The organism is Candidatus Tisiphia endosymbiont of Dascillus cervinus (assembly GCF_964026405.1).
Taxonomy (GTDB): domain Bacteria; phylum Pseudomonadota; class Alphaproteobacteria; order Rickettsiales; family Rickettsiaceae; genus Tisiphia.
In genome coordinates this window covers 1,023,066-1,048,248 of sequence record NZ_OZ032146.1, presented here as the reverse complement: position 1 = coordinate 1,048,248, position 25,183 = coordinate 1,023,066, and the positions used below count along the sequence as shown (strand labels likewise).

Sequence of the window (25,183 nt, the reverse complement as noted above, 5' to 3'; positions counted from 1 at the left end):
GTCGGTAATTTTGTCCCGCCTGAGTGGCGAAATCTTACCAATAATTGTGGCAAACAATTAAGTAAAACATCTCGTCAACTTTTATCGTTGATAGTTTCTTGCACGAAAACTGATAGCTACAACAATACACAAGAATTACAAGAAGGCTATCATTTTTTCGAGAAAGAGCTAGGAGTTAGTCAAAGTAGGGTTAAACAATGTCTAACAGAATTACAGAAAAGAGGGTTTATTTATCATACTTTAATTACTACAATCAAATATAACATAAAATGCCGTAATATTTTATCTATCAAACTTCTTAAGAAATTTATAAATTTTCGTAAAGCTAATAATAATTCTTATCACTTTAATCACACAAATATCCAATCTAGCTATCAAAAAATTTTAACTCAACCTAGAGAAAATTCTAACTCAACTGAGAAAAAATTAAAAAAAAACGCATCTATATATAATATATCTATAATATCTAGATATGAAAAAAATCAAGAAAATTGTGGACAAACTGTGTCAGACCCTGAATCAACTAAGGAGCAAAACGTTAATTTACCGCTTGAGGTAACGACAAAAAGAGGTGAAAAAACTTTGTCAGATATTGATTCAACTACGGAGCAAAGCGTTAATTTACCGCTTGAGGTAACGGTAAACTCAGTAAATGAAACGTTACCCTGCAATTCCACAGACTGCAATTCTTCTGAGGCAACTCCAACTGATGACGAGTCAGATTACGATTCAGATTCTGATTCAACAGATGGCTATTCAGGAGGTAACGGGTCTGAGCAAGAAGCTAGTGGGAAATTGCCTAGGTGGCTCAGTGATATTACCAAACAGGCTAAAGGCTGGTATTCACCTAGGAAGCTAGAGATGTTTTACCCATTGAGCGGAGAAGATGCTGATTGGCTAAAAAGGCAAACAGGTCGTAATTACGAATTGAGTTACGTCAATAAGCTGTTGATTAAACATAGCGTGGACTCTCCTAATCGTCTCTTTCCCTGCAAGCAAGCAGTACTGAATTACATGAAAAAAACTTTGATTCATGAAAGGCGTCCACCAGAGAAGGTAAATAACCCAAATTTTAACTTCGATCTGAACAATGCTACCAAGGCAAGAAAGGCTTATTTGCAAAAGATAAAAGATAGTAAGGGCGTTAAACCACTGAATCAGTTGCAACGTAAGATTGTTGAAGCTTTTGAACATCAGCCTAGTACTGCTTATCAATTGCTGAAGAGGTGCAGTTTTTTTGGAGTATATGACGATGAATACAAGATTGATTTAGCAGATATCTCTTTGTCAGAAACTGATAAATTAAAATTGCTTGAGCAAGTGCAAGAGGTATATGGCAAAGATGTTCAGCAATTGCGTATTACCAACAAAAGAGAAATATCGGATTATCATTTAGAGCTAAGTGGGCTAAATCCAGAGTCAGTATGGTATAAAGTAAGGAAATATTTGTTAAAATTATACGGTGAACACTTGGACAAAGCTTGGTTTAGCAAGTTAGAAGCAATTGAAGAAGATACGACTTGCAATAAGCTTATTCTCAAACCAGCTACTGCCTTTATTGGGGATTGGATTAAGAATAAGTACAGCAAAGATTTGGAATATGCTTGCAGTAAACTGAATTATACTTTTGAGTTGATGAAAGTCGATAGAATGGCTGGGCTGTAAGCTATGGTAAATAGAACAAAAAACTAATTGTATTAGCGAGAAAAAAGAATGATTACAAAGAAGTTAATAATAATCAACCAATTACTGAAGGTTGAAAAGCACATATGAAATTGTAAGGGTTTAGAAAGTATGAGAGTAATGCGGTTTGTAAAGGTCAATCCTCTGCTGCAGTAGTGGAAGCTTGCCTCTAAATTGACTGTTTGTAACTTCAGCATCCGTAATGGAAGTTAATAAAAAAATAGGCAATCCTGCAAAAATAATGACAGCGGCTATTAGTGGAGCGTAAAAATATGTTATATTTATAGACATAAGAGCATAATTTGGAATAACTAAATATAAAAATTTAATTATAATACGAAAAATAGAAAATAAATTATTGACAGCAATCTTTAGTTGTAGTACACTGCGAAATATAGGGGGGTATTTTCAATTGATTAATTGGTAAAAAAACCTGGGGATCAGCTATAATAAGGGGAATTACAAAAAATTTTTACAGAAATATCTATATGATTAAACATTATGGTTTGTTTGGAAAATATTTAGCCAAATGTGTCAATTTAGCTCTAGCCATTGCGGTAGATAGAGCAGAAGGAGTGTTATATGATAGGGCAATTAACGGTTATGAGGAAGTGACTTATAACAAGGATAATCAGGCAATTGCTACTAAGAAAAAATATTGTTCTAAGTCATTGTTGGAATATCTTAAGGCTAATTCGCAAAAATATCAAATGAGGAAACATGATGTTAGTTACCATAGGAAAAATAGTAATGAAGCTGAACAATCGGCAAAAGCTCAGGAAATGGCAAAGACGATAGATGTAACTAATTTTGAAATAGAATCGTATGAAACAGAATATGCAATTGTCAAAGGGCAGTAAGACTAAAGTGATGAAAACTACTGGTACAGCTAAAACCAGCAAAGAGGTTTCTAGCTCTACGAGCATTAGGCTTCCTGCAAAAATCGCTTATGCTGAGAAATTTGAAGGAAACGCGGAACGCAGAACCGTAGCGTACTCAAGTGTACGTGAGGATTCGAGTACCGCATTGACGTACAAATTACCAGCAGAAGTAGAGTTTTGCAGGAAGCCTAATAAATTTCCGGTGGACTGGTCACCCTACCCATTTCAGCTACCTTTGTGGAGATATTTATACTCTGGTGGTAAGAAAGCTATAGCCATTTGGTATAGAAGAGCTGGCAAGGATATTATGGGTATTAATTGGATCACTGCTAGTGCCATTCGAGAAGTAGGCATTTATTGGTATGTCTATCCTACCTATAATCAAGCTAAAATGAGCATATGGGACGGTATGACATTATCGGGGCGTCCTTATATGTCATTTATTCCTAAAGGTATTATTGCTCGTAGTCAGCAATATAAGCAACGGATATTATTTAAAAATGGTTCAGTGATTCAGTTTGTTGGTAGTGACCGTTATGGTACTATCAGGGGTAGCGGTATTAAGGGAGCAGTTATCTCGGAATATTCTTACCATGACCCAAGGGCTATGAGCTGCGTTATAGAACCCATGGTAGTTCGGAATAATGCTTGGCTGCTTTACCTGTATACGCCAAGTGATAACCCAAAACTAACACATGGTGAGGAATTATATTTAAAATATCGAGATAATCCCGAAGTATTTTGTCAGATCAAAACTATCGAAGATACTACCGACAATGACGGGAAGCCTTTAGTTGACAAAAACAAGCTTGGTTCTGTCGATATGACTAAAGAGGAAATTCGTCGAGAGTTTTATTGTGACTTTGAAGCCTATCGTTATAAGAGAGCTGATCAAGGAGGTACTTTTGTTGAACAGTTACGGCTAGCTGAAAGTAGTGGACGTATAGGCTATGTGCCATATGATCCAGCCTATCAGGTTCATACTTACTGGGATATAGGAATTGTTGATTATACAGTAATTTGGTTTGTCCAAGAAAAAAAAGATTCCATCGATATTATCGACTTTTACATGAATAGAGGCAAAGATTTAGAGTTTTACTTGAATCATTTAAGGACTAGACCTTACCAATACGGACGCAATGTATTACCGCACGATATGAGTCGAAGACAAATGCCAACTTTGGATACTAGACTACAGCAAGCCAACGAAATAGCTGAACAAGTAGGATTCTTGCCTTTTGCCATTGGCAGGAAATATTTACGAGAGGAGATGATTACCGAGGCAAGAAAGCTGCTAGGTAAATGTCGTATCGATGCCAAAAAATGTCAACGTGGCATTAACACGTGGCATTAACGGACTATACGAGTTTGGATGCTACCAAAAGGGGAGTGCATTCTAGTGCCTCTAGAGCTACTGATATAACCGAGAGCTTTTGTTATATGTCCATGGACGTTAAAACTGGTGATGAACAGCAGCAGTCCCAATATGATATAGTGCAACATCGTAAGGTAATGAATGATTACAATGCGTTGGAAAGATGATGGGGCAGAAGAAGCAAGAATTGATGATGAAATAATTGAAATGGTAATTAAAATAATTAAGGCAAAATAATATATGTGGCCAATATTAGGTTTACTAGGACTTAGTGCTTTAGCGGTTGGTGCATCTAGGAACAGGTACATTACTGGAGCTGATACATCAAGACAGAAGCGTCTCTATAATGAGTCACGAGATCGTTATAGTAGTTATGCGAGTGAAGCACAAAATACTATCAATAATTTGTCGCAGCAATTGCAACATGCTCAGCAGGACTTATACTCTCTAGGGGAACAACAGTATCAAGCTAGCATGAGAAGCTATGAGATGCAAAACCAGCTTGATTACCATAGCAGACAATATGAGAGTGGTTTAAAAAACCTAGAGTCACAAAGATCTAGTTTGTCTGCATCAGCCAATCAACTGAAACAAGCTTTTGAAGCATTTAAACAAAAAGCTCCCGCCCTTGATTTCAAAATAAGTGAGGTAGAGCAATTACCGGGTCAGTTCCAAAACCTGTATGATCAAGTAGCCCAGCGAAGAGAAAGCTTGAAAGGTTTAACCGAAGAGGAAGCCGGTAGCCATATTACTCAATATCAGCAAGATGTTGAATTATTAAAAAAGCAACGTAGCGAAACAGAAAGCAAAATACGCCATTCGATGGATAGCATCACCAAAGAGCATCAACAGCTAACAAGGGAAAAAGCTAATCTTGGATATCAGCTTGCTAACTACCAATCACAGCAAAATCGATTGTTGCATGAGACTAGTAACTTTGATAATGCTAGACAACAATTACTCAGCATGATTGAACAATACAAACAAGAACAGAACAGACAAGAGCAAATCACTGCTAACTATACAAGGCAGCAATCGCATGCTGAAGGGCTGCAAAACCAGTTAAAAAGTTATGGGGCGGCAGCTCAAAGCCAGTTGGATAGCTATGGCAGAGATTTAGAGTGGCGAGCTGGTAAGTATCAAAAATCTGCAAGAGATACTGGGCTAGCACAAGGATTGGGGCTGACAGCTTTAACCTTTGGACTTGGGGCAGGCTTAGGTGGAATTGCTGCTAAGGGTTCAATACTTGCTGGGATAGGTTCGGGAATCAAAATGTTATCTCCGCTTGTTGGTATTGGTCATTATATGAACAGATCCGATATTAGTCGTAAACTTGCTGGTTTTGAAAGAATTAATCTTAACAACAATGATCCAAGTATAGGTGCTGATTTGTCGCGAATAGCAAGATACGGTCCATCAGGATTAGAAAAAAGAGCCATACCTGAGCTTGGTGGTTTAAAACAAGCCGTAGAACATTTTAACATGCGGTCAGTACCTAGACTAAAAGATTTACCGAAATTATCTGAGTCTCTTGGTAAGATAGTCTCACTTAAGGATATTGAAGGGTTAACCCTTGGCTTGCCTAGCATGACTGCCGCTAGCGGTAAGAAATATAATTATGAGGTATTATATGATAACGAGTTTATCAAGAATCTCAAGAAAGTGTCAAAGAAGCTTGGTACGCCATATTTAAACCCAAACTCAACCATAAGCCCAAACGCAACACGTACCAATTACAACACAAATATGGTGACAGCATATGGCTGATAGTGATTTAAACAAAAAGATTGAATATTTTGATAATCTCAAAACTAAACGAGAGAAATGGCATCATATATGGGATGAGCTGAAGAAATATGTTTGTCCGCAAACTGAAAGCAACAAGGTAATATTTGATTCAACTTCTATTTGGTCAAGGGAGCAATTAGCTTCAGGTTTGCAAAGCTTGCTAGTTAATCCAGCAATGAACTGGTTTAATCTTAGCATAGTAATTGAGGATGAAAATCAATACCAACAGCAATTAACATCAGCTGAACTGAACATACTAGCCCAAATGCTAGAAAAAGCCATAATGGATATATTCAACAATCCGGCTTCTAATTTCTATAATCAAATACATCAGTTTTTCCTAAATCTAGCTGCCTTTGGTACAGCGATATTCTATGTCGAAGAAGATCCAGCGTTAACCCAAACTCTATTTTTCCGTAATATTAATTTACAAGAATGTTACTTTGAGGAAGACAAGTTTGGTTTTGTCAATACAATGTACCGACTCTTTACCATGCCAATTAAAGCCGCATCAGCTAAATGGCCAGACTTTGCCGATTTTAAGGAAAGACTAGCCAAGAATCCTGATGAGACCGTAGAGATATTGCACATAGTTAGCCCACAAAGTCAGAATCAGAGTGGCAAAGGTGCAAAGAGATTAATGACAACACTTGCCTATAGTTCAGAATATATCCATCTCGCTGAACAAAAAATTATCAGTCAATCAGGTTATTCGTACTTTCCATTTTTTGTTACGCGATGTATTAAAGAAGAAGGTCAAGTGTATGGATATGCTCCAGCTCACCACGTATTACCTGATATAAAACTGCTCAATAGTTTAAGACAAATTACCCTGAAAGTAGCACAAAAACAACTAGACCCACCATTATTAGTGCCTAAGGATGGCTATTATCTACCTCTCTATACTACTCCGGGTAGTGTTAACTTTTACCGTAATGGCATAGCGGATAAAATAATGCCCCTAACTGGTATGGAGAGTATCCTGCCGACTGAAATCGAGCAGAATCAATGCCGCGATGCTATATTTAAAGCATTCTATGTCGATATTTTCAGAATGCAAAAGGAAAACAAAGAAATGACTGCCACTGAGGTACAAATTAGAACAGAGGAACAATATCGGTTAATGTCACCAATGGTTGGTAGAATCGAGACGGAATTTCTAAACCCGTTAATTATTGCGATATATCAAACTCTAATTAAATACAACAGAGTAGCGATCTTAGAGGGAGCAACTAGACCACCCGATATTGATATTGAATATGTATCACCATTATCAAAAGCTCAGAAATCATCAACCATATCTAGCGTTGAACAAGTATTGGGCTTCTTCCAAAGGAGTGGCATCAGTAATTTCTACCCTGAAATTTATGACAATATAAATTGGGATGAATGTTTTAAACTATTTTGTCAGTTACGAGGAACACCAAGCTCAATCCTCAAGAGTGAACAAGAAGTACTACAGCTTAGACAACAACGTAGAATGATGCATTTACAGCAACAGGTTCAACAACAAATGCAAGGGCAACAAAATGAAACTATCAATTAACTCGGAAGCAACTCAATCTCCACCCACAATAGTGACAAAAGAGCAATTAAAATCAATTTATTTGCAGATTTTTAGTGGAGAAGATGGTAAAATAATATTAGAGGATTTAGCTCAAATGAGTGGCATATATCGCAGCAATTTTGTTCGGCAAGAAAGTGAGTACACTGCCTTTCTAGAAGGACATCGGGCGTTGTTCCTGTATATATGCTCGCAGGCTTCAGAAGATGATGGAGTTGATAATATCGATGGTGCTAAAAATACTAATGAATTAGATAAGTAATAGCGATATTTAGTAACAATTAAGAGGTTATGTTATATGTTTTTATCAAAGTTTCTTGATCCTAAAAATGATTTTTGTTTTCGTAAAATCTTTGGTACTGAAAAGAACAAAGATATACTTGTACATTTTTTAAACGATGTTCTTAAGTGTAAAGAAAATGAGCAAATAATTGAGGTAACGTTTTTACCAACTATCCAAGACCCTGATATTGCTATTTACAGAAAGTCTATTGTTGATGTGTTATGTAAAGATCAACACGGTAATCAATTCATAGTAGAGATGCAGGTAAGTAAGCATCCAGGATTTGAAAAAAGAGCCCAATATTATGCAGCTAAAGCATACTCTCAGCAAAGACTTGAGGAAGATGAGAAACACAAGAAACTGGCAGTATACGCCAAATTAAAAGGAGTAATATTTTTAGCAATAGCGGATTTTGTGATGTTTAGCGATAGAAAACATTGGAAATCAGAACATCGTATTTTAGAGACAGAGACCTATGCCCATGATTTAAAAGATTTTTACTTTGTTTTTTTAGAGCTTGAGAAATTTAAAAAAACTATAGATGAGCTAAAGAGTATAGAAGAGAAGTGGATGTATTTTTTTAAGCATGCAGGAGATAGTAAATTAACATTAACAGAAATAGAGCATTTAATAGGTAAGGATGAAATTATTAGAAGAGCCTTTGAGGCAGTAGATCAAGCTAGCTGGTCAGAGGCAGAACTTAACACCTATGAGCAAATGACCAAAGCTCGTCTTGATAATTTAGCGGTAGAACAGCAACAAATTGAAGATGCTGAAGCTAGAGGTGAAGCTAGAGGTATTAAAGAAAATACTATAGCTACAGCAAAAGAAATGTTAATTGATAATGAGCCAATAGAAAAAATAGCTAAATATACAAAACTAACCATTGAAAAAATAGAACAGTTAAAAAAAGAAATAGAAGAGTTAAAAGAAGAGTAAGCCGATGAGCAAAGAAGGAACTGCTAATAACTATGAAATTAACCCTACTTCCTCTGCTAGCGATTGGCTAGCTAACATGCCTGAGGACATCCGCAAAGCTGAGTCACTGGGTAAATTCAAGGATGTCTCATCTTTAGCTCATAGCTATTTGGAAGCAGAGAAAAGCTTGAATCAGCGAGTTGCTGTGCCAAAAGATGACAGCTCTGATGAAGAGTGGCATAAATTTTATTGTCGACTTGGATTGCCTGAAGATAAGCGATATACTGATAAACGTTCCAAGGAAGATGAGGAGTATTTAACTCGTTATGAAGACATGTTTTACCAAAGCGGATTATCTAAAAGGCAAGGTGAGAAACTGCTTAATTCTCTGTATGGTTTTTCGCAGGATTTACAAAAACAGCAAAAAAATGCTATCGAGCAAACACGTCACTCTCACATTGGTTGGTTGAAAAACACTTATGGTGAAGGTTTTGACAGTAAGATGACAGTGATGCAAGCAGCTTTATCTAAGTTTGGTACTAAAGAACTGGCTGAATTAATTGAAGATTCCAATTACTCGCCAGCCTTAGTAGATTTGTTAGTCAGAACGCCCTCGCTAAGCGAGGGGCTTGACGGTATTGAGCAGCCCAAAGGGCTGCCATTATTAATTAAAATTCTCCTGTTTCGTCAGAACCTAGACTATCAAGTTGCTCTTGGTTCTTAATGTAGTGTTTGATCTGATTCTCTTCAAATCCCACAGTTGAGACCGCATAACCTCTAGCCCACAACTTCTCTCCATTAAAATTACGCTTTCGTCCACCAAACTGCCTAGCAACAGCTATAGCACTTTTCCCCTTGATATAACCTATTACTTCGGCTACAGAATATTTAGGAGGAATTTTGATGAGCATATGGACATGATCTTGTACCATATGACCTTCTATGATCTTACTCCCTCGTTGAAAAACTAACTCATGGAATACGTTTCCAAGATATTTTCTAACCTTCCCGTACAATTCTCTTTTTCGACACTTTGGAATAAACACAATATGATATTTGCAATCCCATTTAGAATAATTTAAACTTTCGTATGTTGTCATATATTTTCTCCTTTGACCGTCAAGCCAAAGAAGTTATATATGATAACTTCTTATTTTATACTAAATCTAAAGGCCAAGCCTTGATGGTCTCACTAGTCAAACTAGTGCCTTACCTATCATTGAGTTAGGGTTGGTGAAACTTTAAAATCCGACTCGTTAGTAACTGGTAAAGAGCTACCTACAATTAATAGCCGGGAAGCTGCATTATCAGAGATAGAAAAACTTGATTCTGATCCCGAATTTGTAGTAAAATTAAGAACTAAAGACCATACGGGACATGATCAAGCTGTTAAACGTATGCAACAACTATATAAAATTGCTTATGATAAAAAACAATAGACTTCTTACAAAACTCTACTTCTGCTGGTAATTTGTACGTCGATGCGGTACTCGAATCCTCACGTACTTTAAGTACGCTGCGGTTCTGCGTTCCGCGTCTCCTTCAAATTCCTCAGCATAAGCGACTTTTGTAAGAAGTCTAAAAAAATAACGTAACCAACCAATCATTAAAGTCATGATGTGACAACTCATTTTAAGGCTGCAACTTCGCAATAACCTATCATAAAAGAGCCACTAATGTCATAGATACCTGAAAGGTCGTTAGCTGCATAGCGGACAACGACTACATTTTAGTATAAATGATATCGCACTTTAAATATTGATAGATTATTTGAGGAGGAAAAATGGAACAAATAACAGATGGTCTTAAAGAACAATTTGCTAAAAATATCAGCCTAGTTATTCAACAAGAAGGTTCTAAACTACGAAAATGCGTTACTAATGGTACGCAAGACACTGAGGTAATTAGTTTTGAGTCAATGACTACCCATGAGGTAGAGAGTAGAACTAGACACCCTATTGACCCTGATAATCATCTACATGGACATTATGCGGATGCTAGACACCCTGCTAGGCTAGAACAAATAGAGTTTAAAATTCCAACTATTTCAAGACGCTTTTTGACGGCATCGAGCTATCATTGGAACGCTACCATGGATAGGAATGATAAGTTAAACCTATTAACCGATCCCACCTCACATTTTCCTAAAATGGCAGGTTGGGCAATGGGTAGACAACAAGACCGGGTAATTATTAGTGCTTTTGCCAGTCCAGTCAGAGCAGGACGAACAGGCAATAATGTTATTAACTTTGACGTCGCTAATAATGTGATACCGGTAGGAATTAGGGTTACTGCTGCTAATTTAACCTTAAATGCTCAAGCTGCAATTGCTGCCAACAGAGGCATCATTAATTCGAAAAGAGCCGGGTTAACTGTCGACAAACTAATAAAAGCTCATCATATCTTAAAAAAACGCTCCTTTGGTATGTATGATAAATTATACTTACTATGTTCAAGCAATCAAATCTCAGACTTACTACGCGATCCACAAATTACCAATTATGACTATAATAACGTTAAAGCTTTAGTAAGTGGTGAAGTTAATAGCTTCTTAGGCTTTACTTTTATTACTAGTGAGATGTTGGGTGGTATATTTGATAATACTGGGGATGCGGTTCAATCTAGATATGCTGTGAAGGATTGCTATGCCTTTAATGAAGGAGCTATAAGATTTAACACGGTCAGTGGTTCTAACAAGAAGGGTATTGAAGAGCTGGTACAATACCACTATGCCAAAGTATTATATTACAGTGAAGCCTTTGGGGCTAGCCGTGATAATGAACAAGCAGTAGTAGTAATTAAATGTTTAGAGAATTATGACCGAACCAGCCATAATGGCTTACTGTGGCAAGCAGTAGCCAACCGTCCTCACCAAAAAGGAATACATAGCATGACTGTGCCATGGCAGATGTTTGGTAATCAGTGTCGTAATATTGATGATAGTGCGAATATCAATGATAATGATTTAGCAGTAATAGCCAACAATAACTTAGCTACTACTAAAAAGCCACAAGTAGTAGTAATGAGAAGAGCAGGTGATGTTGCTGCTGATGGTGTTGATATTGGTATTGGTGGTGTTGGCATTGCTGGCGTTGATGTTGCTATTGGTGATGATATTGTTGAGGATGATAACTTTGGTGTTGTTGAGAGTGAGTATGAGGATGCATAGTTACAAAATTTATTCAATAATGTAACTACCGTGAAATATGAGATTATCAAGAAGGCAGTAGTACTACTTGGCTCAAATGTTGGTATTAGTAGCATTGGTGGTGGTAGAGTATCAAAAACTGAGGAATTGTGTGAGGAGTTTGTTAATCCTGCCATTGAAGATACTGTGCTAATAGTTAAATGGTCATTTGCCTTACGGAGAGTCGATAATATTGAAGGTAATAGACAAAACTTTACCGAAGTGCCGGACATTAATGATTGTATTAAATGTGCGGTAATAGTGCCATCTAATCTACAATTTTATACGGAAGCAGGTAAGATTTACTTCAAAGGTGGTAAACTTACCTCGCTTTTTTACTACAGCAGAAAGATTGTTGATAATTTACTAAATAACGATACGGCTATTTGGCAACAAGTGCCTGCTAGCTTTAAGTTATTAGCGGCTTTATCGTTAGCCTCACAAGTATCATTTGCTATGTATTCCGATAGTGTGTTTACTGATGGGTTAAAGAAACAATATTTAATCAAATTAGAAGAAACAAGAAGGATTTACGCGGTTGATTATAATCTGATTAATTCCGGCGAAGTATGAAAAAAAATTTTTCACATTACGCGTAAAAATAGCAAATAATTTGTTTACATGTAACCTTAAGCGGAATATTTATTATTAAAGTAACTACTAATAATTAAAAAATATCATGCAACAAGAGCAATTTGTATATTCGCAAAAAAACAACTTTTCAGGTGGTGAGCTAACGCCAACCATTGAAGGAAGGACGCGGAGCTAGCATTATATCAGAATGGTGTTAAAAAGCTGATTAATTTCATGCTATTGCCATCAGGTGGCATTATGCGTAGACATGGTACACAATTTTTCATTTGTTCACTGATAATGTGCCAAAGAAAATGGCAGCTGTGATGTTCTCAAGGAAATTATCCTACTTGCTGGTTTTTGAATCGCACCCGCTAGAGACTCGTTGCTTATTCTTTGTTGGTGGTGAATTGCTGTTAACTAGTAAAGTTATACAGGATGAAGGGCAAAATTTTCATTTTCGTCCTAAGGATTTTTCTTATGTAGTGTTTCAAGGAATTGCTTATATTTCATTTGGTGATAAGAGACCAATTTTTAAATTCTCCGTTGATCCACAAATTGTCGAGCAATTTTACCAACATATTGAAGAGGAAGCAAGAAAGAGACAGGCAGAATATGGTGAAAGAGCTGAGATAGCGTCCAGTAGCAGCTATGAGCTATCCAGCAATTTCCCTAACAAAACCCGAGTTGCCAATTAATTATACTGGCAAAAGCTATATTTAACGCTGGTTTCATGTGAGGCTCGATACTAAAACATTTTTAATACAAACATATTTCTAAAAAATATAGTTTTTATTAAGTGTTTTAATGTTACAAATTAACTTCAAATGTTCATAAAACCTAGCTCTGCTCTTATAAATTAATTGGCAACTCGGGTTAACAAAGATAAGATGTTTATCATTGAATCATTGAAATGTCAGGTTAACTATTTTTCGACAGGACGAAGTGACCAAAGAGAACGCTTAATACAAAAACCTTTTAATGAAGTAATCTACGGAGCAGAGGTAGACAAAATTAATGATGAGCTAAAAGCTATTCACCAACGAGCAGCTAACCTATCAACTGGGCAAAGCGATATCTACCAAGCCACGTCGGAGAAATTATATTGTACTTCAGTGGTTACTTTTGAAAACCGATTATGGTGCTTTGGGGTTAATAAAAATATTCATTCAATTTGGGCAAGCTATAAAGGAGATTTTAGTGATTTTAGGATGGCATATAGGACTTTACTAGAAGCTCGTAACCCGTTAAGTGCTTTTTCGGCAACCTTCTCTTCATCTACTTTTGATAATGTCCTATGGTCAGTGCCTTTTGCCGATGAATTATTATTAGGTACTAGTGACGGCATTTATTTAGTCAAAGAAGGAGATCGAGCTAAGGGAGAGTTTGTTAAAATCCATAAAGAGATTGAGCTACCTATATCACCACTGAAACCAGTAGTAATCGGTAAGACTATCTTTTTTGTTGAAGGTAATGGTTGTAAAATCAATAGTTTGTATTATTCACAAGAAAAAGGCGGTTTTCAGATATCAGACATCACTGCCTATGCTGAGCATATATTTGCTGGCGGTATTAGACAAATTGTCGGCTGTAATAGTCCATTTTCAATGATAGTGGCAGTGCTAAAAAATGGCTCTTTTGCTAGTTTCATCTATTCGCATGATTTAAAAATTATGGGCTGGTCACAACATTGGCTGGGTGGCAATGGTCAAGTATTAGGCATCACGCCAATCTATGCTGAGAGTAGCGATATGTTATATTTGCATGTTCGGAGAAGTGATGATACTGGTAGAAGCAGCAAGGAATATCTAGAAGTGCTGCAAACTCGTTATTTTTCTGCTAAGCATTTTGTTACTGATAAAGCAGTTTATGCTGATTGTCATGTGAATATTCAACAGCCCGGAGAGAATGCCGCCTACCGAACAATCATACAGGCATTAAAAGACGATAGTGATTATGAGTTTAGAGGTGATATAACCAAGCTAGAGCATATTGTACAAGCTCAAGCAGAAACTATTTTGAGACTTAAGCTCGATAATGTTGGTGATTGTTTTAAATACAAAAATAGGCTAGTTGCTAATTATGATGAACATAGAGCTGAGATAGAGAATTTTTTACAAAAATATTATCAAAATTATTTGCCTAAGATTATGAATATTTTGGCGGTATCTTTTGCCTATCATCGAATATTCTCGCGTATTTATGCAGAGTTAGACAATTTGTTTTTAAATAATCCTGAAAGCTTTGTGACAATCGAGCAATTATTATATGATGGGGAGCGACTTGGTGGTGATATTATTGAACTCGTGAAACTACTAAACGAAATAGATGTGCCGGATATTTTAAGAGATGGTGGTTTGATGGAATATCTGCCTAATAGTGCTTTTTCCTTTCGTCCAACTATTTGTGTACAAATAAAGAAGCTAAATACCGAACTAATTAGGTTCATTGCTGGTACGGTGCAAGATATTATGGCAACTGCTAAGCAAAATATTGATCTGCAATTTGAAATAAGTAGAGAAATACAAGAGATGCGACTAGCGGTTAGCCACATCAATAAAAAAATATTGCTATATTATGCCGAGCAGGATAGTGATAAAAAATCCGGTCTGCTAGTTAATTTAAAAAAGTTTTTTGCCAAAACTGGAGTGGATTTTTACTCGGAATTGCTAAATATCGCTCATCCGGAACTGACTAAATATATATTTGGTGAGCAAACCAAACAATTAATTGACCAGCAAATTATTGGATTTAACCAACATACTAGTAAACAACAAATAAATGATAAATTATCAACTATTACTAATCAATTAATTGATAAATTACAACAAATACATAATGATAACAAGATTTATGAGCTGACCAATTCAAAAAGACGAGAAGAAATAGTTGATTGTCTAAGAAATATCATACTCGATAAACCATTAAGTAAAGATGTTAGGGAATATATTCTGTCTGATAGTTTTAGTCAAACTATCGATAGGATTTTAGATGAAGTAACAAACAGAATTGCCCCGATAATGGGAAGAAGATCGTAAGTCTTCATTATCGTCCTCTAGAGCATCAGTATATAGCGAAGCAGATTATACTGACCCATTAGCGAGTAGAATATTTGAGCAAATGCAAGAACTCAAAGAAGGGCTAGCTTATTTGCAGCGTAACATTATTGAGTATTGTCAGTTAATTATGCCGAGCTTTCATCCAGCTTTACTGAAAGATATCCTTGAAGATGAGAAGAGTATAAAATTAGAGAAATATTTACTATTATCAAAAAGATATTTTCCAGTTTTTAAAAAACTATTTCCTGATATTGGTGGTTATGAATTAAGTAGTATAGCCCGTAACTGCTTGCCATCATTTCAGCAAATAAATATTGCAACTATATTGCCAATTTTTCAGAAAATTGTCGTATCTATCATTGGTGATGAGGAATTACATGATTTGAGGATTATCGATAATGAGCTGATTAAGCTAAAACATCCGGTAAGACATTTGTCGGTAGGCTTTCCTTATTCTTCGATATTACAGACTTTTCCCCTAATATTCCCGGATGAAGTAGAACACGCTCCGAAAAAAGATGCGGAACTTGGATTGAAGGTCTTTAATAGTAAAGGTGGCTATATTGAAGAAAGGCTTGATAATGGGCAAATAGACAGGCAACATATTAATAATAGATATGTGGATAGTGATGCGTTGATTAGATTGGTTAATGATAAAAAATATTTAACAACATCAACAGCTACCAAAGAGGTGTATGACTTATTTGCCACTCCTTACCAATCAGGCTGGGTGAATTTTATTATGCACGGGGAAATTAAAACTGATATTGATGTTACTTTTAAGGTTGATAAACCTTATCCAGTTAGTATACTGAAAATATATGCTAAGGCAAAAATCTTGCCAAATTATAAGGATATAGCTTAAGAAAGGAAAATGGTGAAAGGTTTTGCATTCGAACAAAGTTTGCCTTATTGTACGCTTCCAAATTATTTTAAGTGTTGGTTATAACTTGCTTGTTAGATTAAAGAATTGCTAAAAAAAATAACTAATTAAAGTCAAGAATTGTGGTAATTTATAAAAAGGAATCTTATGAAAGATAAACTTAGTCCTCCAATTTCTGTAAACCTATCTTGTAATAATGTACATCTTACAATTTTTGGTTTTGATCACCGTATGGAATATGATAAATGTCCTAAAGAGTATATGGATTGGCTAAAAGAAGCTAATATATTACTTCAAGAGGGGGAGCATGGTATTATTGGGGTAGAGCCATTTAGCCATAAGGAGGAGTGTGTTAGAAATGATGAAGATACATGGTATGAACAGTTAGATGAAGAAAAACAAGCTCTTGTACAAAAAATAGTAAATGAATATTGTGCAAATATTTTTTATGTTGCAAGTACTCCATCTGCATCTAGTTTATCATTTTCAGCTATATATCAAATAGTCGAGAATTTTGACTATTGGTATAATACTATTCATCCTAAAATTGATAAACTATTTAGGACACAAAGCAAGACCATTGTAGATTTAGATGTTGAAGATACGATACCATTGGAGGACTCTGACCCAAGGACATTCAAAATATTTTTAAAAATTTTAGAGAAGGTGCAGGAATTGTTAAAGCAAAACTGTGGAAAAGTTAGACCAGAATTAGAAGAATACTTAGCAGTTAAAGCAACACGTAACGATATTGAAAAGCTACGTAATGAAGAAAAAGAGTTTTGGCTCAACAAAGATAGTGACGAATATAACTCAATGGTTATTAACAGAAATCAGAAATGGTGTGAGCTACTAGGTAAAATTATTACACAAGATCATCCCGATGGGGAAGTTGTACAAATTGCTCTAGTTTGTGGTAAGCTGCATATACCAGGGTTAGTGGATTTATTAGGTGAACCTAATGGAGAGTTTTACCTAGAAGAGCTATAATTAAGCTCATTGCTTATTACGTATAGTTTAACCAAACAATATGGCGACATCAGTCAAGAGTACACAAACTGCCTGAAATAAACTAGAGAGATTATAACTTTTTGCTGATTTTACTATACTTTTATCCTCTTGTAGGCATCTCCCCTATTTAAACTATAATGGATGAAATGATATTAAAGCGAGAGACCCCTAACTAACACAGGGGTCTCCGACCGAGTTCCTCAGTCCATGTCATCCTTGCAGACAAGTACCAATCGTATAATGCCCTAATTCCCCGAAAGAATCGACTGCCAAAAGCAGATTTTTCAGCACATTACACAACTAATACTAATTATAGTGTAACATATTTTTCAGCTAGCTCAAACAAATTAAATGCTAAAAAGTAAAATTCTAGGTAATGATAAAAAAACGATAAAATAACTTAGTGACAGAATAATTAGTGATAAAATAATTTAGTAAGTAATAAAAAAGAAAAAACTATGTTTGATTTTTTAAATTTTTTCTCGAGTGGAGCAAGTATATTTGCTACAGGAGCATCTTTATTTAACACTTACGCCCAACTAAGAAGTAATAAAGAGAAAACCAAGCAGTCTTTATATGAACAGCAGCATTTATTGAGACAACAACAGGAAAATGTCAGGTTTGACCGTCAACAACTAATGGAAAGAACTGCGGAATATGGGGCAATATCAAGTTATCATGTTGATATGCTGAGACAAGAGCAGTTATATAATCGCCAACAGTTGGGCTATAATATCCTGAAAACTGGTATTGGTATAACTGGCACTGATTCAGCTGGCTTATTACTACGACATATGGCTTATATGGATGAGATGAAGGCAAGAAGCGTAGAAGCTGAACATTTTCACCAACGACCGAGATCAAACTTAAATACAGCAATGATTGACTTAAATAAGGAAGCAATTAACCGTAATATTAGTTCGATCAAGTCAGCCTCACCTTGGCAGAATCTTGGTACAATTTCAGGCGGTATATCTGACCTTGCTAAGATATCAAGAATTAATGAAGGAATAATAGAAAAGAAAAAGTGAAGTGATAAACAAAGATGAAATGGCAAGTTATAGCAGGGATAAGTCAGAAAATTAATGAAGAAGCTAAAGGCTATTTGATACGCAAGCTTGAGAAAGATGCTAGCGTAGAAATGCCGAATTTATGGGCAGACTTTATTAAAGATACCACTAACCACTTGCATCAATCACAGAGCAATATTGAAGTAGCTAGCGATAACAAAACTGGTGGTTTTAGTTGCTTGACGCAATTTGATGAACTGCATCCAGATTTCTCAGAAAACAACAAACCGTTCAGCGACTATTTTTTAGGCAAGTATGATCAGCGGGCTGTAGATTATCTGCAACGAGCTAAGAACCCACTGACCAAGCGTATGTTACAAGCTAAGATTAATGAATATAAAATATCTTTAGCTGGGCATATAAGCCATACAGAAGGCAAGCTAATTGATGGTAAACGTCACCATTTAGCAATTGAAGCTATCGAAAAGTTTAAGATTGCTACTTATGATAATCCTGAGTTTTATAGTAGTAATTTACAAGATAGCATAGTAGCTATTAGCTCTTTATCGTTACTGCCCCAAGAAAAAGAACAAATGCTGATTAATGCTAGACAATCTTTGGCATTTGCTGCGGCACTAGGTACTTTAAAACATTCGCCGGATGCTATATTAAATCCCAATATCAAGGCTGAATGGAAGGAAGATTTATCGCTTGAACAAAGGGTTAAGCTAGAGCATCAAGCAAATAATCTACTGCATCATCAGCAATTACTGAGACAACATCAATTTAGTTCGCTTATCAATGCCGATTTGCACAGTATCCTAAATACTGGAGAGCGTGTTAAGGGCATTGAAAACCTACTGCAAGCCAGCTTTAATGCTGGTGATCCACGATTACTGCAATTTAGAAGCCAAGAAGCTTTGTATAAGCAGGCTTTTGTTATCTCACAACAAATAAAACACTTACCATTCAACCAATGTCAGGAAATATTACAACAAATTGCCCCAAAAGGCGGAGATGTTGATTATGACAAAAAAGAGAAACTATATCATATTTTAGCTGAGCAGTTTAATAAACAACTTAAATTGGCTCAAACAGACCCGGCTAGGCTGGCTGAAGAAAACGGTGAAATACCCAAAGAGACATACCATTGTTACAACGTTTATTGCTTAGGAAACAATTGCAACAGCAAAAAGGCATCCCTAGTTACGATCAGAGATATTTAATGAACAAAGAACGTGATGAGTATTTAAAAAAAATTGAGACTAAAGATGTTAACCAAATTCAACAAACCACTGACAGTATAATTAGTCTGCGAGATGATGAAGGGGGTAGTAATCAATATGGTTTGGAGATACTGGAAGAAATCTTAAGGGATAAGGGGGATTTAGGGTTATTAACTCGTCTGTATGCTGAAAATAGACTTTACGACCGTAAGACTGCTTCAGCCTTTATACAGATGATAGTATTAGCTAACGAGCTATCATTAAAAAGTCAGCCTTTATTTACCAATCATGAAATTACAGAATTTAACAAAGAAATGAACGAAAATGGTATATTCAAACAATGGAGTAGCGATCTAGTAAGAAGTAATATACAAAATGAGACAGAGATTAATCAAATACGACAAGGCATAAAATATTTAGCTAAATATTACCAACATACTGAAGATTTAGATATTGACAAAGCAGTAAGAAAAGCAACAATCAAATTGATTAGTGAGGTCGATATGCGAATTAATAATATGCAAATACCCCGTCAAGTGGTGGTACAACGTATGATTCATGATTTGAATGCTGATAACATAGAGGCTAGTTTAGTAGAGATACAACTTGCTATTATTAATGGTAGTATAGCTTGTGATTATGGGACTATCGTAGCTGAGGGTAATGTTAATGACCCAACAGGACAATATACTGCCGCTGCAAAAGTACGCGAATCTTTACAACAAGGTAAATGGCAACTAACATCTGACAAAAAGAGTGTCTATTATACTTTCCCTACCAAAGATGGTCGGTATTTGCCGGTTGTAGCAAAGGATGGTAAAATATTAAAATTTGATTTGCTAGAGTTAAATAACCCTCAAGCTTTAGAACAACAGAAGCAAAGAATATTACAAGGTATCTCTGAATCATATACAATAGATTAGTATGATGAAAAATAATGACAGCTTAAATAATTACTCAAATGACCAATCACTTTACTATTCTATCTTAATACCGAGTTTTAGAACTAATAGTATCGTTGATTTATTAGGTAGTAGTAAATTAGATGTTTGGTGGGCATCAGCTAAGCAAGCTTATGCCGATAGTCCAAGCCTATCAACTTTATGGCAAGCTTTTGACCCACAATATGTTATTGATCCTGAACTGCAGGATATTGTTGAATATTTTAAAACTTACAATAATAAATTAACCAAGAAAGAGTTTGAGCAAAAATATGCTGAATCAGGTTTAAAGTATGACCCTAATTTTACCGAAACACAAGTAGAAGATATTTTAGAGAGGAAAAAGCAGCGAGAAATTAATGAATATATTATTGCTGCGGGTAAAGGCGGATTAGTTGAAGCTATTGGCAAATTTGGAGCTGAGATAGTATTTGGTAATTTATCACTAATTAACATTGCTGCTAGCTTCGTTCCTATTGGTAAACCAGCAATGTGGGCGGCGGCTAGCCTAAAATATGGCAAACTTCCAACAACATTAGCTAAGGGTTTGGTTGGTGGTGCTGTAGGTCAGGCAGCTATCGAACCATTTCTTTATAATGAGCGACATACTGAACAAAGACCTTATGACTGCTCGAACAGTTTGATTAATATTATAGAAAGCGGTTTATTTGGTGCAACATTGCATGGTCTTGGTTATTCAGCTAAATATTTGCGAGACAGATTGTATTTATATTCGAATAAGCTACGCCCTGAAATTGAGACCTTACATCCGATAGTTGATAGTCAGTTGAAAGATAATATTGACACTGTACTAAAAGAATCATCTCCTCAGGAGAATATAATAGAAACTGAGCAAGTTGATAGTCAAGTACCAACAAGTACCGATGCTAATATTGGAAACAGTTCTTTATCAAGGTTAGCTGAGTTACAAGCAAAGAAGTTACAATTAATTACGGCAGCCGAGCAACAATTTCCCTCATATTCTGCCCAGCAAAGGCAAATAGCAGAATTACAACAACATATGCATGATCAGTTTGGTACTAATGGCAAGACTGAAGCAATACCAAAATGGTTCTTGGATATTTTACTAGAGGAAGAAGGCAAATTACAGCAATTACATCAGGAGCATATTAATAACCCGGAGTTTCAGGAATATTTGATAGCAGTAAAACAATTAGATCAGCAAATTATCAATAATTTACGACGTCAGCAATGGGAAACTAAAGGCTATGATTTATCACCTGAAGAGTTATATATAGCAAGAAAGCAGTTAGAGGAAGGCAAACATATCAATCTTGATAATCCACAAGAAGCTGAATCTTTTTACCATGGTGATGATGAGAAATTTGATAATAACAATGCCACCCCCAATCTACAAGAACATCTAGCTTCTTTAGAAACTGAAATAGCCAATTTACCTGAACAACAAAAGGTTAGTTATCAAGCAGAAAGCAACAAGCAAGATGTTATTTACCAACGAACCGAAGAAATCTTACGTAAGATTAAGCAAGGGGCTAACCCTTCAGAACTAGAGGAATTATTTAAAACTCTAAGTCTCATCAATCCACAGCTAGTGGATGAGCTAAAAACTATCCATAAAGAGTTTGTCGGACAGAAAAGATTAGATTTGTTAGAGAGAGACAAAAAAATAGATATGTTCATTGATGATTTTAAGAAGGAGTACTTTGTAAAAAAAAGAAATAATGCCCTGAATTTAATCAAAATGGCTACCATAGAGAGATTTGTTAGAAATCATCCCAATAAGGTTGCTGCGATAAAAGAATATTTACGGCAAGTTGATTTACGGCAACAAACTATTGCTAAAGAGCTGTTATTTGGTCTTACAAGAGATTTAGAGAAAGCTGGTGTACTACACGAGTACGGCGATATTGCTTATGAAAAGGACGTAATACAGGAATTATGGAATATCAGCCATCCTAATAAAAAGCCGACTGGGAGTAGGAGGGCAATGATAGTTGCTCAAATAATCAATAAATGGCAAACAATCGCCATCAATAGAGCTAATCTAGCAGGTGGTTATATAATCCCGCTAGAGGGTTATATTACTAAACAACAGCATAATAGTCTTAAACTCCGAGAAGCTGGTTATGAGGCATGGTTGAATTTTATCTATCCGCTACTTGATCACCAAAAAATTGCTAAACTAAATGATAAAATAGATTATAAGGCAATATTTAATAATCTTGCTAGTAGTATTCATTTAAAAGATACTGACCAATATTTAAATATAGCATTTACTTACGTTAGAGGAAGTAACGTAGCTGATGTGGTGTCAGCTAGTAGGAAACTACATTTTAAATCGGCAGAAGCTTGGTTAACATATCAGAAGGAGTTTGGTAATTACGTACAAAATAACCTTGTTGACAAGCTCATTAGCCCTTTAATTAAAAGTCGATCCTTCATTGCTGATTCGATAGTTAGTAACCTTAATATACTAGGTCGGAGTATTGGGGTGATGGAGAGTATGGGTTGTAATCCTGAGTTAATGCTACAATCAATTAAAGGTACTTTTACCAAGGAGCTACAAGAGTCAGCAATTAAAGACCCAGCTATTTTAAAGCAATTAGCAGTACTTAGTAACCCAAACAGTTTTGTCAATCAATTAGACCTAATGCTAGGAGTTAAACCACAAATACCATCAGTTGACCGTATCCTTGGGGCTTATCGTGCTTGGAACTGTATGGCAAATCTTGGCAAAGTGGTACTTTCTTCAATACCTGATATGATAAGTTTTATCAGTGAGTTACAGAATAATGGCATACCACTAATGCAATCTTATACGAATATATTGCAAGTGGCGGCTACAGGCTTTAATGGTGAAAAGAAAAAGGAAATTGGCAGGTTGCTTGGTATCGCTGTAGATTCACTGCTTAGTCACAGTCATTCTCGTTTTGCAGGAGAATACCCAGTATCTGGTAGCATATTTAAACTTACCAATGCATTTTTTAAACTAAACTTTATGGAATGGTGGGATAATACTTGGAAATCTACAGTTGGTAATTTGTTATCGCATAATTTAGCATTACAAGTCAATAAGCCCTTTAACTTACTATATCATAACTTACAAACTTTGCTTAATAGATATGGCATTAATGAAAGTAATTGGCATCTTTATCAGCATTTAGTACAACAAATAGAGAATAAACCATATTTAATACCTGATATGACATTACTACCTGATCATTTGCTAGACCAGTATTTACAACAAAATAGTAATAGTATAGTCAGTGATCTCAATAGAACTAGACTTAAGCAGGATTTGACCAATAATTTACGAAGATATTTACTTGACCGGGTCGATACAGCTATTGCCACTCCGCATACTGCCGAAAGAAATGCCGTGTTACTCGGCAATTTAGGTGTTAAAGCAGGTTCGCCAGCTTGCCGCGGTAATTCAGTGTATAATGCAATTCAAAACTTTTGCCTATACTTACATTACTAGACCGTTAAAATCAGTAACCATCGATCAGATACCACTTCATCAACAAGTAGGTAGTGGCAATTTATTGGATTTAGCAACATGGAAGGATATTGCTAAATCAATGAGAAACCCAACTACTATTAAAATGTTGTTTCAATTATTACCGGGTTCTATAGGGCTTGGTTACTTATCGATCAATGCTAAAAGGTTATTTGACGGAAAAGAATGGATTGCACCAGATGAAGAAGGAGTATTTATGGCATCTTTATTACAGGGCGGTGGTCTTGGATTATTTGGGGATTTTTTCTTTAATGAGTATGATAGTTATAATAATCTGCTTAAAGCGTTAGCAGGAACGACAGGTAGTGACATCATTGATTTTGGCACAATGCTTACTTTAATCAAAAATGGCGAGTTGGATAAGGCAGAAGAATTGCTTAAAAAATCCCTTCAAAGACACATCCCGGGTAGGAATTTATTCTATCTACAGCCAGCTTTATGTGGTTTCCATGACTGCCATAGCTTGAATTGGTAGGAGAAAATTATAAATCTAATTTAAGCAGACATATGAAGTAATATTTTAACATGGGAAACATCAATATTTTTTTTGGCATTCCAGATATCATACTGCTGTTGAAGATTAAGCCAGTATTCAGGGTTTGTGTTTGGAAATGCTGCAGATAAACGAATAGCCATAGAAGAACTAATGTTAGATTTTTCGTTGATCAGAAATGATAAAGTTTTACGGGTAACTCCAAGCGATAGAGATGCTTCAGTGACAGTTAAATTTAAAGGCTCTAAATATAATTCTTTTAATATACTACCTGGGTGTGGGGGATTGAACATAATAACCTTGCTTTAATGATAATCTAAATAATCAACGTCATAGGCATCTCCATTATTAAAACGAAATATCAGACGCCAGTTGCCATTAATTTTAACTGACCAAAAGTCTTTCATATGACCTTGCAGCTTGTGCAGTCCAAGCCCTGGTAAATTCATGTTTTCTACCTTAGTTGCAGCATTTAAGTTAGCCAGTAACAGCCTGAGTTTTTTTATATGATCGCTCTGTATTTTTGTAGTATCGCCATTATTAAAGAAATTGTTTAGACCTTTATGGCTAAAAGTTTTGATCATATCCTAAACAATATTACCTTATGATAACTATAACATATAACGTTACAGTTATCAAGATAATTATCTAATAAAACTAAATTTACTAATGAACTTTATAGTTTCAATTTAACGGATATTGATTAAAAAAATAAGTTTATTATTGATGGCTTACAGTAGACAGCTCTAACATCCATGCTGTAAGCCATATTCTCTATGACTTACAGCGTAAAAGAAAATCTGCAG

General features: G+C 35.6%; 24 protein-coding genes. 20 read left to right on the top strand and 4 right to left on the bottom strand.

All coding sequences use genetic code 11. The features are described 5' to 3' along the window. Positions 1 to 87: 87 nt before the first annotated feature. The 9 genes from AAGD19_RS05090 (at position 88) to AAGD19_RS05050 (ending at position 9,216) form a co-directional block, all read left to right on the top strand. Positions 88 to 1,665, top strand: a complete 1,578-nt coding sequence (locus AAGD19_RS05090) for a DnaA N-terminal domain-containing protein (protein ID WP_341747409.1) — start codon at positions 88 to 90, stop codon at positions 1,663 to 1,665. 506 nt (positions 1,666 to 2,171) lie between these two features. After that, the gene (locus AAGD19_RS05085; RefSeq protein ID WP_341747408.1) at positions 2,172 to 2,543 is read left to right on the top strand and encodes a hypothetical protein; all 372 of its coding nucleotides are present in this window, start codon (positions 2,172 to 2,174) and stop codon (positions 2,541 to 2,543) included. Further along, on the top strand, positions 2,509 to 3,918 hold the full coding sequence (locus AAGD19_RS07530) for a palindromic element RPE1 domain-containing protein (protein ID WP_410520806.1): 1,410 nt from the start codon (positions 2,509 to 2,511) through the stop codon (positions 3,916 to 3,918). Before AAGD19_RS05085 ends, AAGD19_RS07530 begins: the two co-directional genes overlap by 35 nt. After that, positions 3,909 to 4,106, top strand: coding sequence for a hypothetical protein (locus tag AAGD19_RS05075; RefSeq protein WP_341747407.1), 198 nt, complete (start codon positions 3,909 to 3,911; stop codon positions 4,104 to 4,106). Before AAGD19_RS07530 ends, AAGD19_RS05075 begins: the two co-directional genes overlap by 10 nt. A 73-nt stretch (positions 4,107 to 4,179) precedes the next feature. Continuing rightward, positions 4,180 to 5,706 (top strand): hypothetical protein, encoded by a 1,527-nt coding sequence (locus AAGD19_RS05070; protein ID WP_341747406.1) that lies wholly within the window; start codon positions 4,180 to 4,182, stop codon positions 5,704 to 5,706. Next, the gene (locus AAGD19_RS05065) at positions 5,699 to 7,273 is read left to right on the top strand and encodes a portal protein (protein ID WP_341747405.1); all 1,575 of its coding nucleotides are present in this window, start codon (positions 5,699 to 5,701) and stop codon (positions 7,271 to 7,273) included. The genes AAGD19_RS05070 and AAGD19_RS05065 overlap by 8 nt, the downstream gene beginning before the upstream one ends. Next, positions 7,257 to 7,553 carry a hypothetical protein gene (locus tag AAGD19_RS05060; protein WP_341747404.1) on the top strand — a complete coding sequence of 99 codons (297 nt, stop codon included), beginning with the start codon at positions 7,257 to 7,259 and terminating at the stop codon, positions 7,551 to 7,553. The genes AAGD19_RS05065 and AAGD19_RS05060 overlap by 17 nt, the downstream gene beginning before the upstream one ends. A gap of 36 nt (positions 7,554 to 7,589) precedes the next feature. After that, positions 7,590 to 8,513, top strand: coding sequence for an Rpn family recombination-promoting nuclease/putative transposase (locus AAGD19_RS05055; protein ID WP_341747403.1), 924 nt, complete (start codon positions 7,590 to 7,592; stop codon positions 8,511 to 8,513). A 4-nt stretch (positions 8,514 to 8,517) separates the two neighbouring features. After that, entirely contained in the window at positions 8,518 to 9,216 is a 699-nt protein-coding gene (locus AAGD19_RS05050; RefSeq protein WP_341747402.1) for a hypothetical protein, read from the top strand. Here the strand turns inward: AAGD19_RS05050 and tnpA are convergent. Together tnpA and AAGD19_RS05040 are read right to left on the bottom strand one after the other, a co-directional pair. Beyond that, a complete protein-coding gene (tnpA, locus tag AAGD19_RS05045) occupies positions 9,161 to 9,592 on the bottom strand; it encodes an IS200/IS605 family transposase (protein ID WP_341747401.1) in 432 nt (143 codons plus the stop codon). The two genes, AAGD19_RS05050 and tnpA, sit on opposite strands and share 56 nt — an antisense overlap. Positions 9,593 to 9,946: 354 nt before the next feature. Next, positions 9,947 to 10,123: a palindromic element RPE1 domain-containing protein gene (locus AAGD19_RS05040; protein WP_410520805.1), complete on the bottom strand. Its 177-nt coding sequence runs from the start codon at positions 10,121 to 10,123 to the stop codon at positions 9,947 to 9,949. A gap of 152 nt (positions 10,124 to 10,275) precedes the next feature. On the opposite strand from AAGD19_RS05040, the gene AAGD19_RS05035 reads away from it, so the two are divergent. The 11 genes from AAGD19_RS05035 to AAGD19_RS04985 all read left to right on the top strand — a co-directional run bounded on the left by AAGD19_RS05035 (position 10,276) and on the right by AAGD19_RS04985 (position 24,359). Further along, complete coding sequence (locus tag AAGD19_RS05035; protein WP_341747400.1) at positions 10,276 to 11,661, top strand: phage capsid protein; 1,386 nt, start codon at positions 10,276 to 10,278, stop codon at positions 11,659 to 11,661. Between the two features lie 30 nt (positions 11,662 to 11,691). After that, on the top strand, positions 11,692 to 12,252 hold the full coding sequence (locus AAGD19_RS05030) for a hypothetical protein (RefSeq protein WP_341747399.1): 561 nt from the start codon (positions 11,692 to 11,694) through the stop codon (positions 12,250 to 12,252). Between the two features lie 287 nt (positions 12,253 to 12,539). Next, on the top strand, positions 12,540 to 12,950 hold the full coding sequence (locus AAGD19_RS05025) for a hypothetical protein (protein WP_341747398.1): 411 nt from the start codon (positions 12,540 to 12,542) through the stop codon (positions 12,948 to 12,950). 165 nt (positions 12,951 to 13,115) lie between these two features. Beyond that, positions 13,116 to 15,290, top strand: a complete 2,175-nt coding sequence (locus tag AAGD19_RS05020; RefSeq protein ID WP_341747397.1) for a hypothetical protein — start codon at positions 13,116 to 13,118, stop codon at positions 15,288 to 15,290. A gap of 82 nt (positions 15,291 to 15,372) precedes the next feature. Further along, positions 15,373 to 16,176, top strand: a complete 804-nt coding sequence (locus AAGD19_RS05015) for a hypothetical protein (protein ID WP_341747396.1) — start codon at positions 15,373 to 15,375, stop codon at positions 16,174 to 16,176. A gap of 165 nt (positions 16,177 to 16,341) precedes the next feature. Then, a complete protein-coding gene (locus AAGD19_RS05010) occupies positions 16,342 to 17,184 on the top strand; it encodes a hypothetical protein (RefSeq protein WP_341747395.1) in 843 nt (280 codons plus the stop codon). 479 nt (positions 17,185 to 17,663) lie between these two features. Then, positions 17,664 to 18,236, top strand: coding sequence for a hypothetical protein (locus tag AAGD19_RS05005; protein WP_341747394.1), 573 nt, complete (start codon positions 17,664 to 17,666; stop codon positions 18,234 to 18,236). A gap of 14 nt (positions 18,237 to 18,250) precedes the next feature. Continuing rightward, complete coding sequence (locus tag AAGD19_RS05000; RefSeq protein ID WP_341747393.1) at positions 18,251 to 19,441, top strand: hypothetical protein; 1,191 nt, start codon at positions 18,251 to 18,253, stop codon at positions 19,439 to 19,441. Next, complete coding sequence (locus AAGD19_RS04995) at positions 19,441 to 20,364, top strand: hypothetical protein (RefSeq protein WP_341747392.1); 924 nt, start codon at positions 19,441 to 19,443, stop codon at positions 20,362 to 20,364. Before AAGD19_RS05000 ends, AAGD19_RS04995 begins: the two co-directional genes overlap by 1 nt. A 4-nt stretch (positions 20,365 to 20,368) precedes the next feature. Next, entirely contained in the window at positions 20,369 to 23,845 is a 3,477-nt protein-coding gene (locus AAGD19_RS04990) for a hypothetical protein (RefSeq protein WP_341747391.1), read from the top strand. Further along, on the top strand, positions 23,808 to 24,359 hold the full coding sequence (locus tag AAGD19_RS04985; protein ID WP_341747390.1) for a hypothetical protein: 552 nt from the start codon (positions 23,808 to 23,810) through the stop codon (positions 24,357 to 24,359). Before AAGD19_RS04990 ends, AAGD19_RS04985 begins: the two co-directional genes overlap by 38 nt. Before the next feature lie 20 nt (positions 24,360 to 24,379). On the opposite strand, the gene AAGD19_RS04980 is transcribed toward AAGD19_RS04985, so the two are convergent. Beyond that, positions 24,380 to 24,670 (bottom strand): HigA family addiction module antitoxin, encoded by a 291-nt coding sequence (locus AAGD19_RS04980; RefSeq protein WP_341747389.1) that lies wholly within the window; start codon positions 24,668 to 24,670, stop codon positions 24,380 to 24,382. Positions 24,671 to 24,682: 12 nt separating this feature from the next. Further along, positions 24,683 to 24,961, bottom strand: coding sequence for a type II toxin-antitoxin system RelE/ParE family toxin (locus AAGD19_RS04975; RefSeq protein WP_341747388.1), 279 nt, complete (start codon positions 24,959 to 24,961; stop codon positions 24,683 to 24,685). Between the last annotated feature and the right edge of the window lie 222 nt (positions 24,962 to 25,183).

Coding starts and splice junctions, on each gene's coding strand:
- AAGD19_RS07530 (WP_410520806.1), top strand. CDS start 2,509: ATGAAACAGAATATGCAATTGTCAAAGGGCAGTAAGACTAAAGTGATG.
- AAGD19_RS04995 (WP_341747392.1), top strand. CDS start 19,441: ATGAACAAAGAACGTGATGAGTATTTAAAAAAAATTGAGACTAAAGAT.
- AAGD19_RS05070 (WP_341747406.1), top strand. CDS start 4,180: ATGTGGCCAATATTAGGTTTACTAGGACTTAGTGCTTTAGCGGTTGGT.
- AAGD19_RS05085 (WP_341747408.1), top strand. CDS start 2,172: ATGATTAAACATTATGGTTTGTTTGGAAAATATTTAGCCAAATGTGTC.
- AAGD19_RS05035 (WP_341747400.1), top strand. CDS start 10,276: ATGGAACAAATAACAGATGGTCTTAAAGAACAATTTGCTAAAAATATC.
- tnpA (WP_341747401.1), bottom strand. CDS start 9,592: ATGACAACATACGAAAGTTTAAATTATTCTAAATGGGATTGCAAATAT.
- AAGD19_RS05065 (WP_341747405.1), top strand. CDS start 5,699: ATGGCTGATAGTGATTTAAACAAAAAGATTGAATATTTTGATAATCTC.
- AAGD19_RS05060 (WP_341747404.1), top strand. CDS start 7,257: ATGAAACTATCAATTAACTCGGAAGCAACTCAATCTCCACCCACAATA.
- AAGD19_RS04990 (WP_341747391.1), top strand. CDS start 20,369: ATGAAAAATAATGACAGCTTAAATAATTACTCAAATGACCAATCACTT.
- AAGD19_RS05050 (WP_341747402.1), top strand. CDS start 8,518: ATGAGCAAAGAAGGAACTGCTAATAACTATGAAATTAACCCTACTTCC.
- AAGD19_RS04975 (WP_341747388.1), bottom strand. CDS start 24,961: ATGATCAAAACTTTTAGCCATAAAGGTCTAAACAATTTCTTTAATAAT.
- AAGD19_RS04985 (WP_341747390.1), top strand. CDS start 23,808: ATGCAATTCAAAACTTTTGCCTATACTTACATTACTAGACCGTTAAAA.
- AAGD19_RS05010 (WP_341747395.1), top strand. CDS start 16,342: ATGAAAGATAAACTTAGTCCTCCAATTTCTGTAAACCTATCTTGTAAT.
- AAGD19_RS05040 (WP_410520805.1), bottom strand. CDS start 10,123: ATGAGTTGTCACATCATGACTTTAATGATTGGTTGGTTACGTTATTTT.
- AAGD19_RS05005 (WP_341747394.1), top strand. CDS start 17,664: ATGTTTGATTTTTTAAATTTTTTCTCGAGTGGAGCAAGTATATTTGCT.
- AAGD19_RS05055 (WP_341747403.1), top strand. CDS start 7,590: ATGTTTTTATCAAAGTTTCTTGATCCTAAAAATGATTTTTGTTTTCGT.
- AAGD19_RS04980 (WP_341747389.1), bottom strand. CDS start 24,670: ATGTTCAATCCCCCACACCCAGGTAGTATATTAAAAGAATTATATTTA.
- AAGD19_RS05015 (WP_341747396.1), top strand. CDS start 15,373: ATGCAAGAACTCAAAGAAGGGCTAGCTTATTTGCAGCGTAACATTATT.
- AAGD19_RS05000 (WP_341747393.1), top strand. CDS start 18,251: ATGAAATGGCAAGTTATAGCAGGGATAAGTCAGAAAATTAATGAAGAA.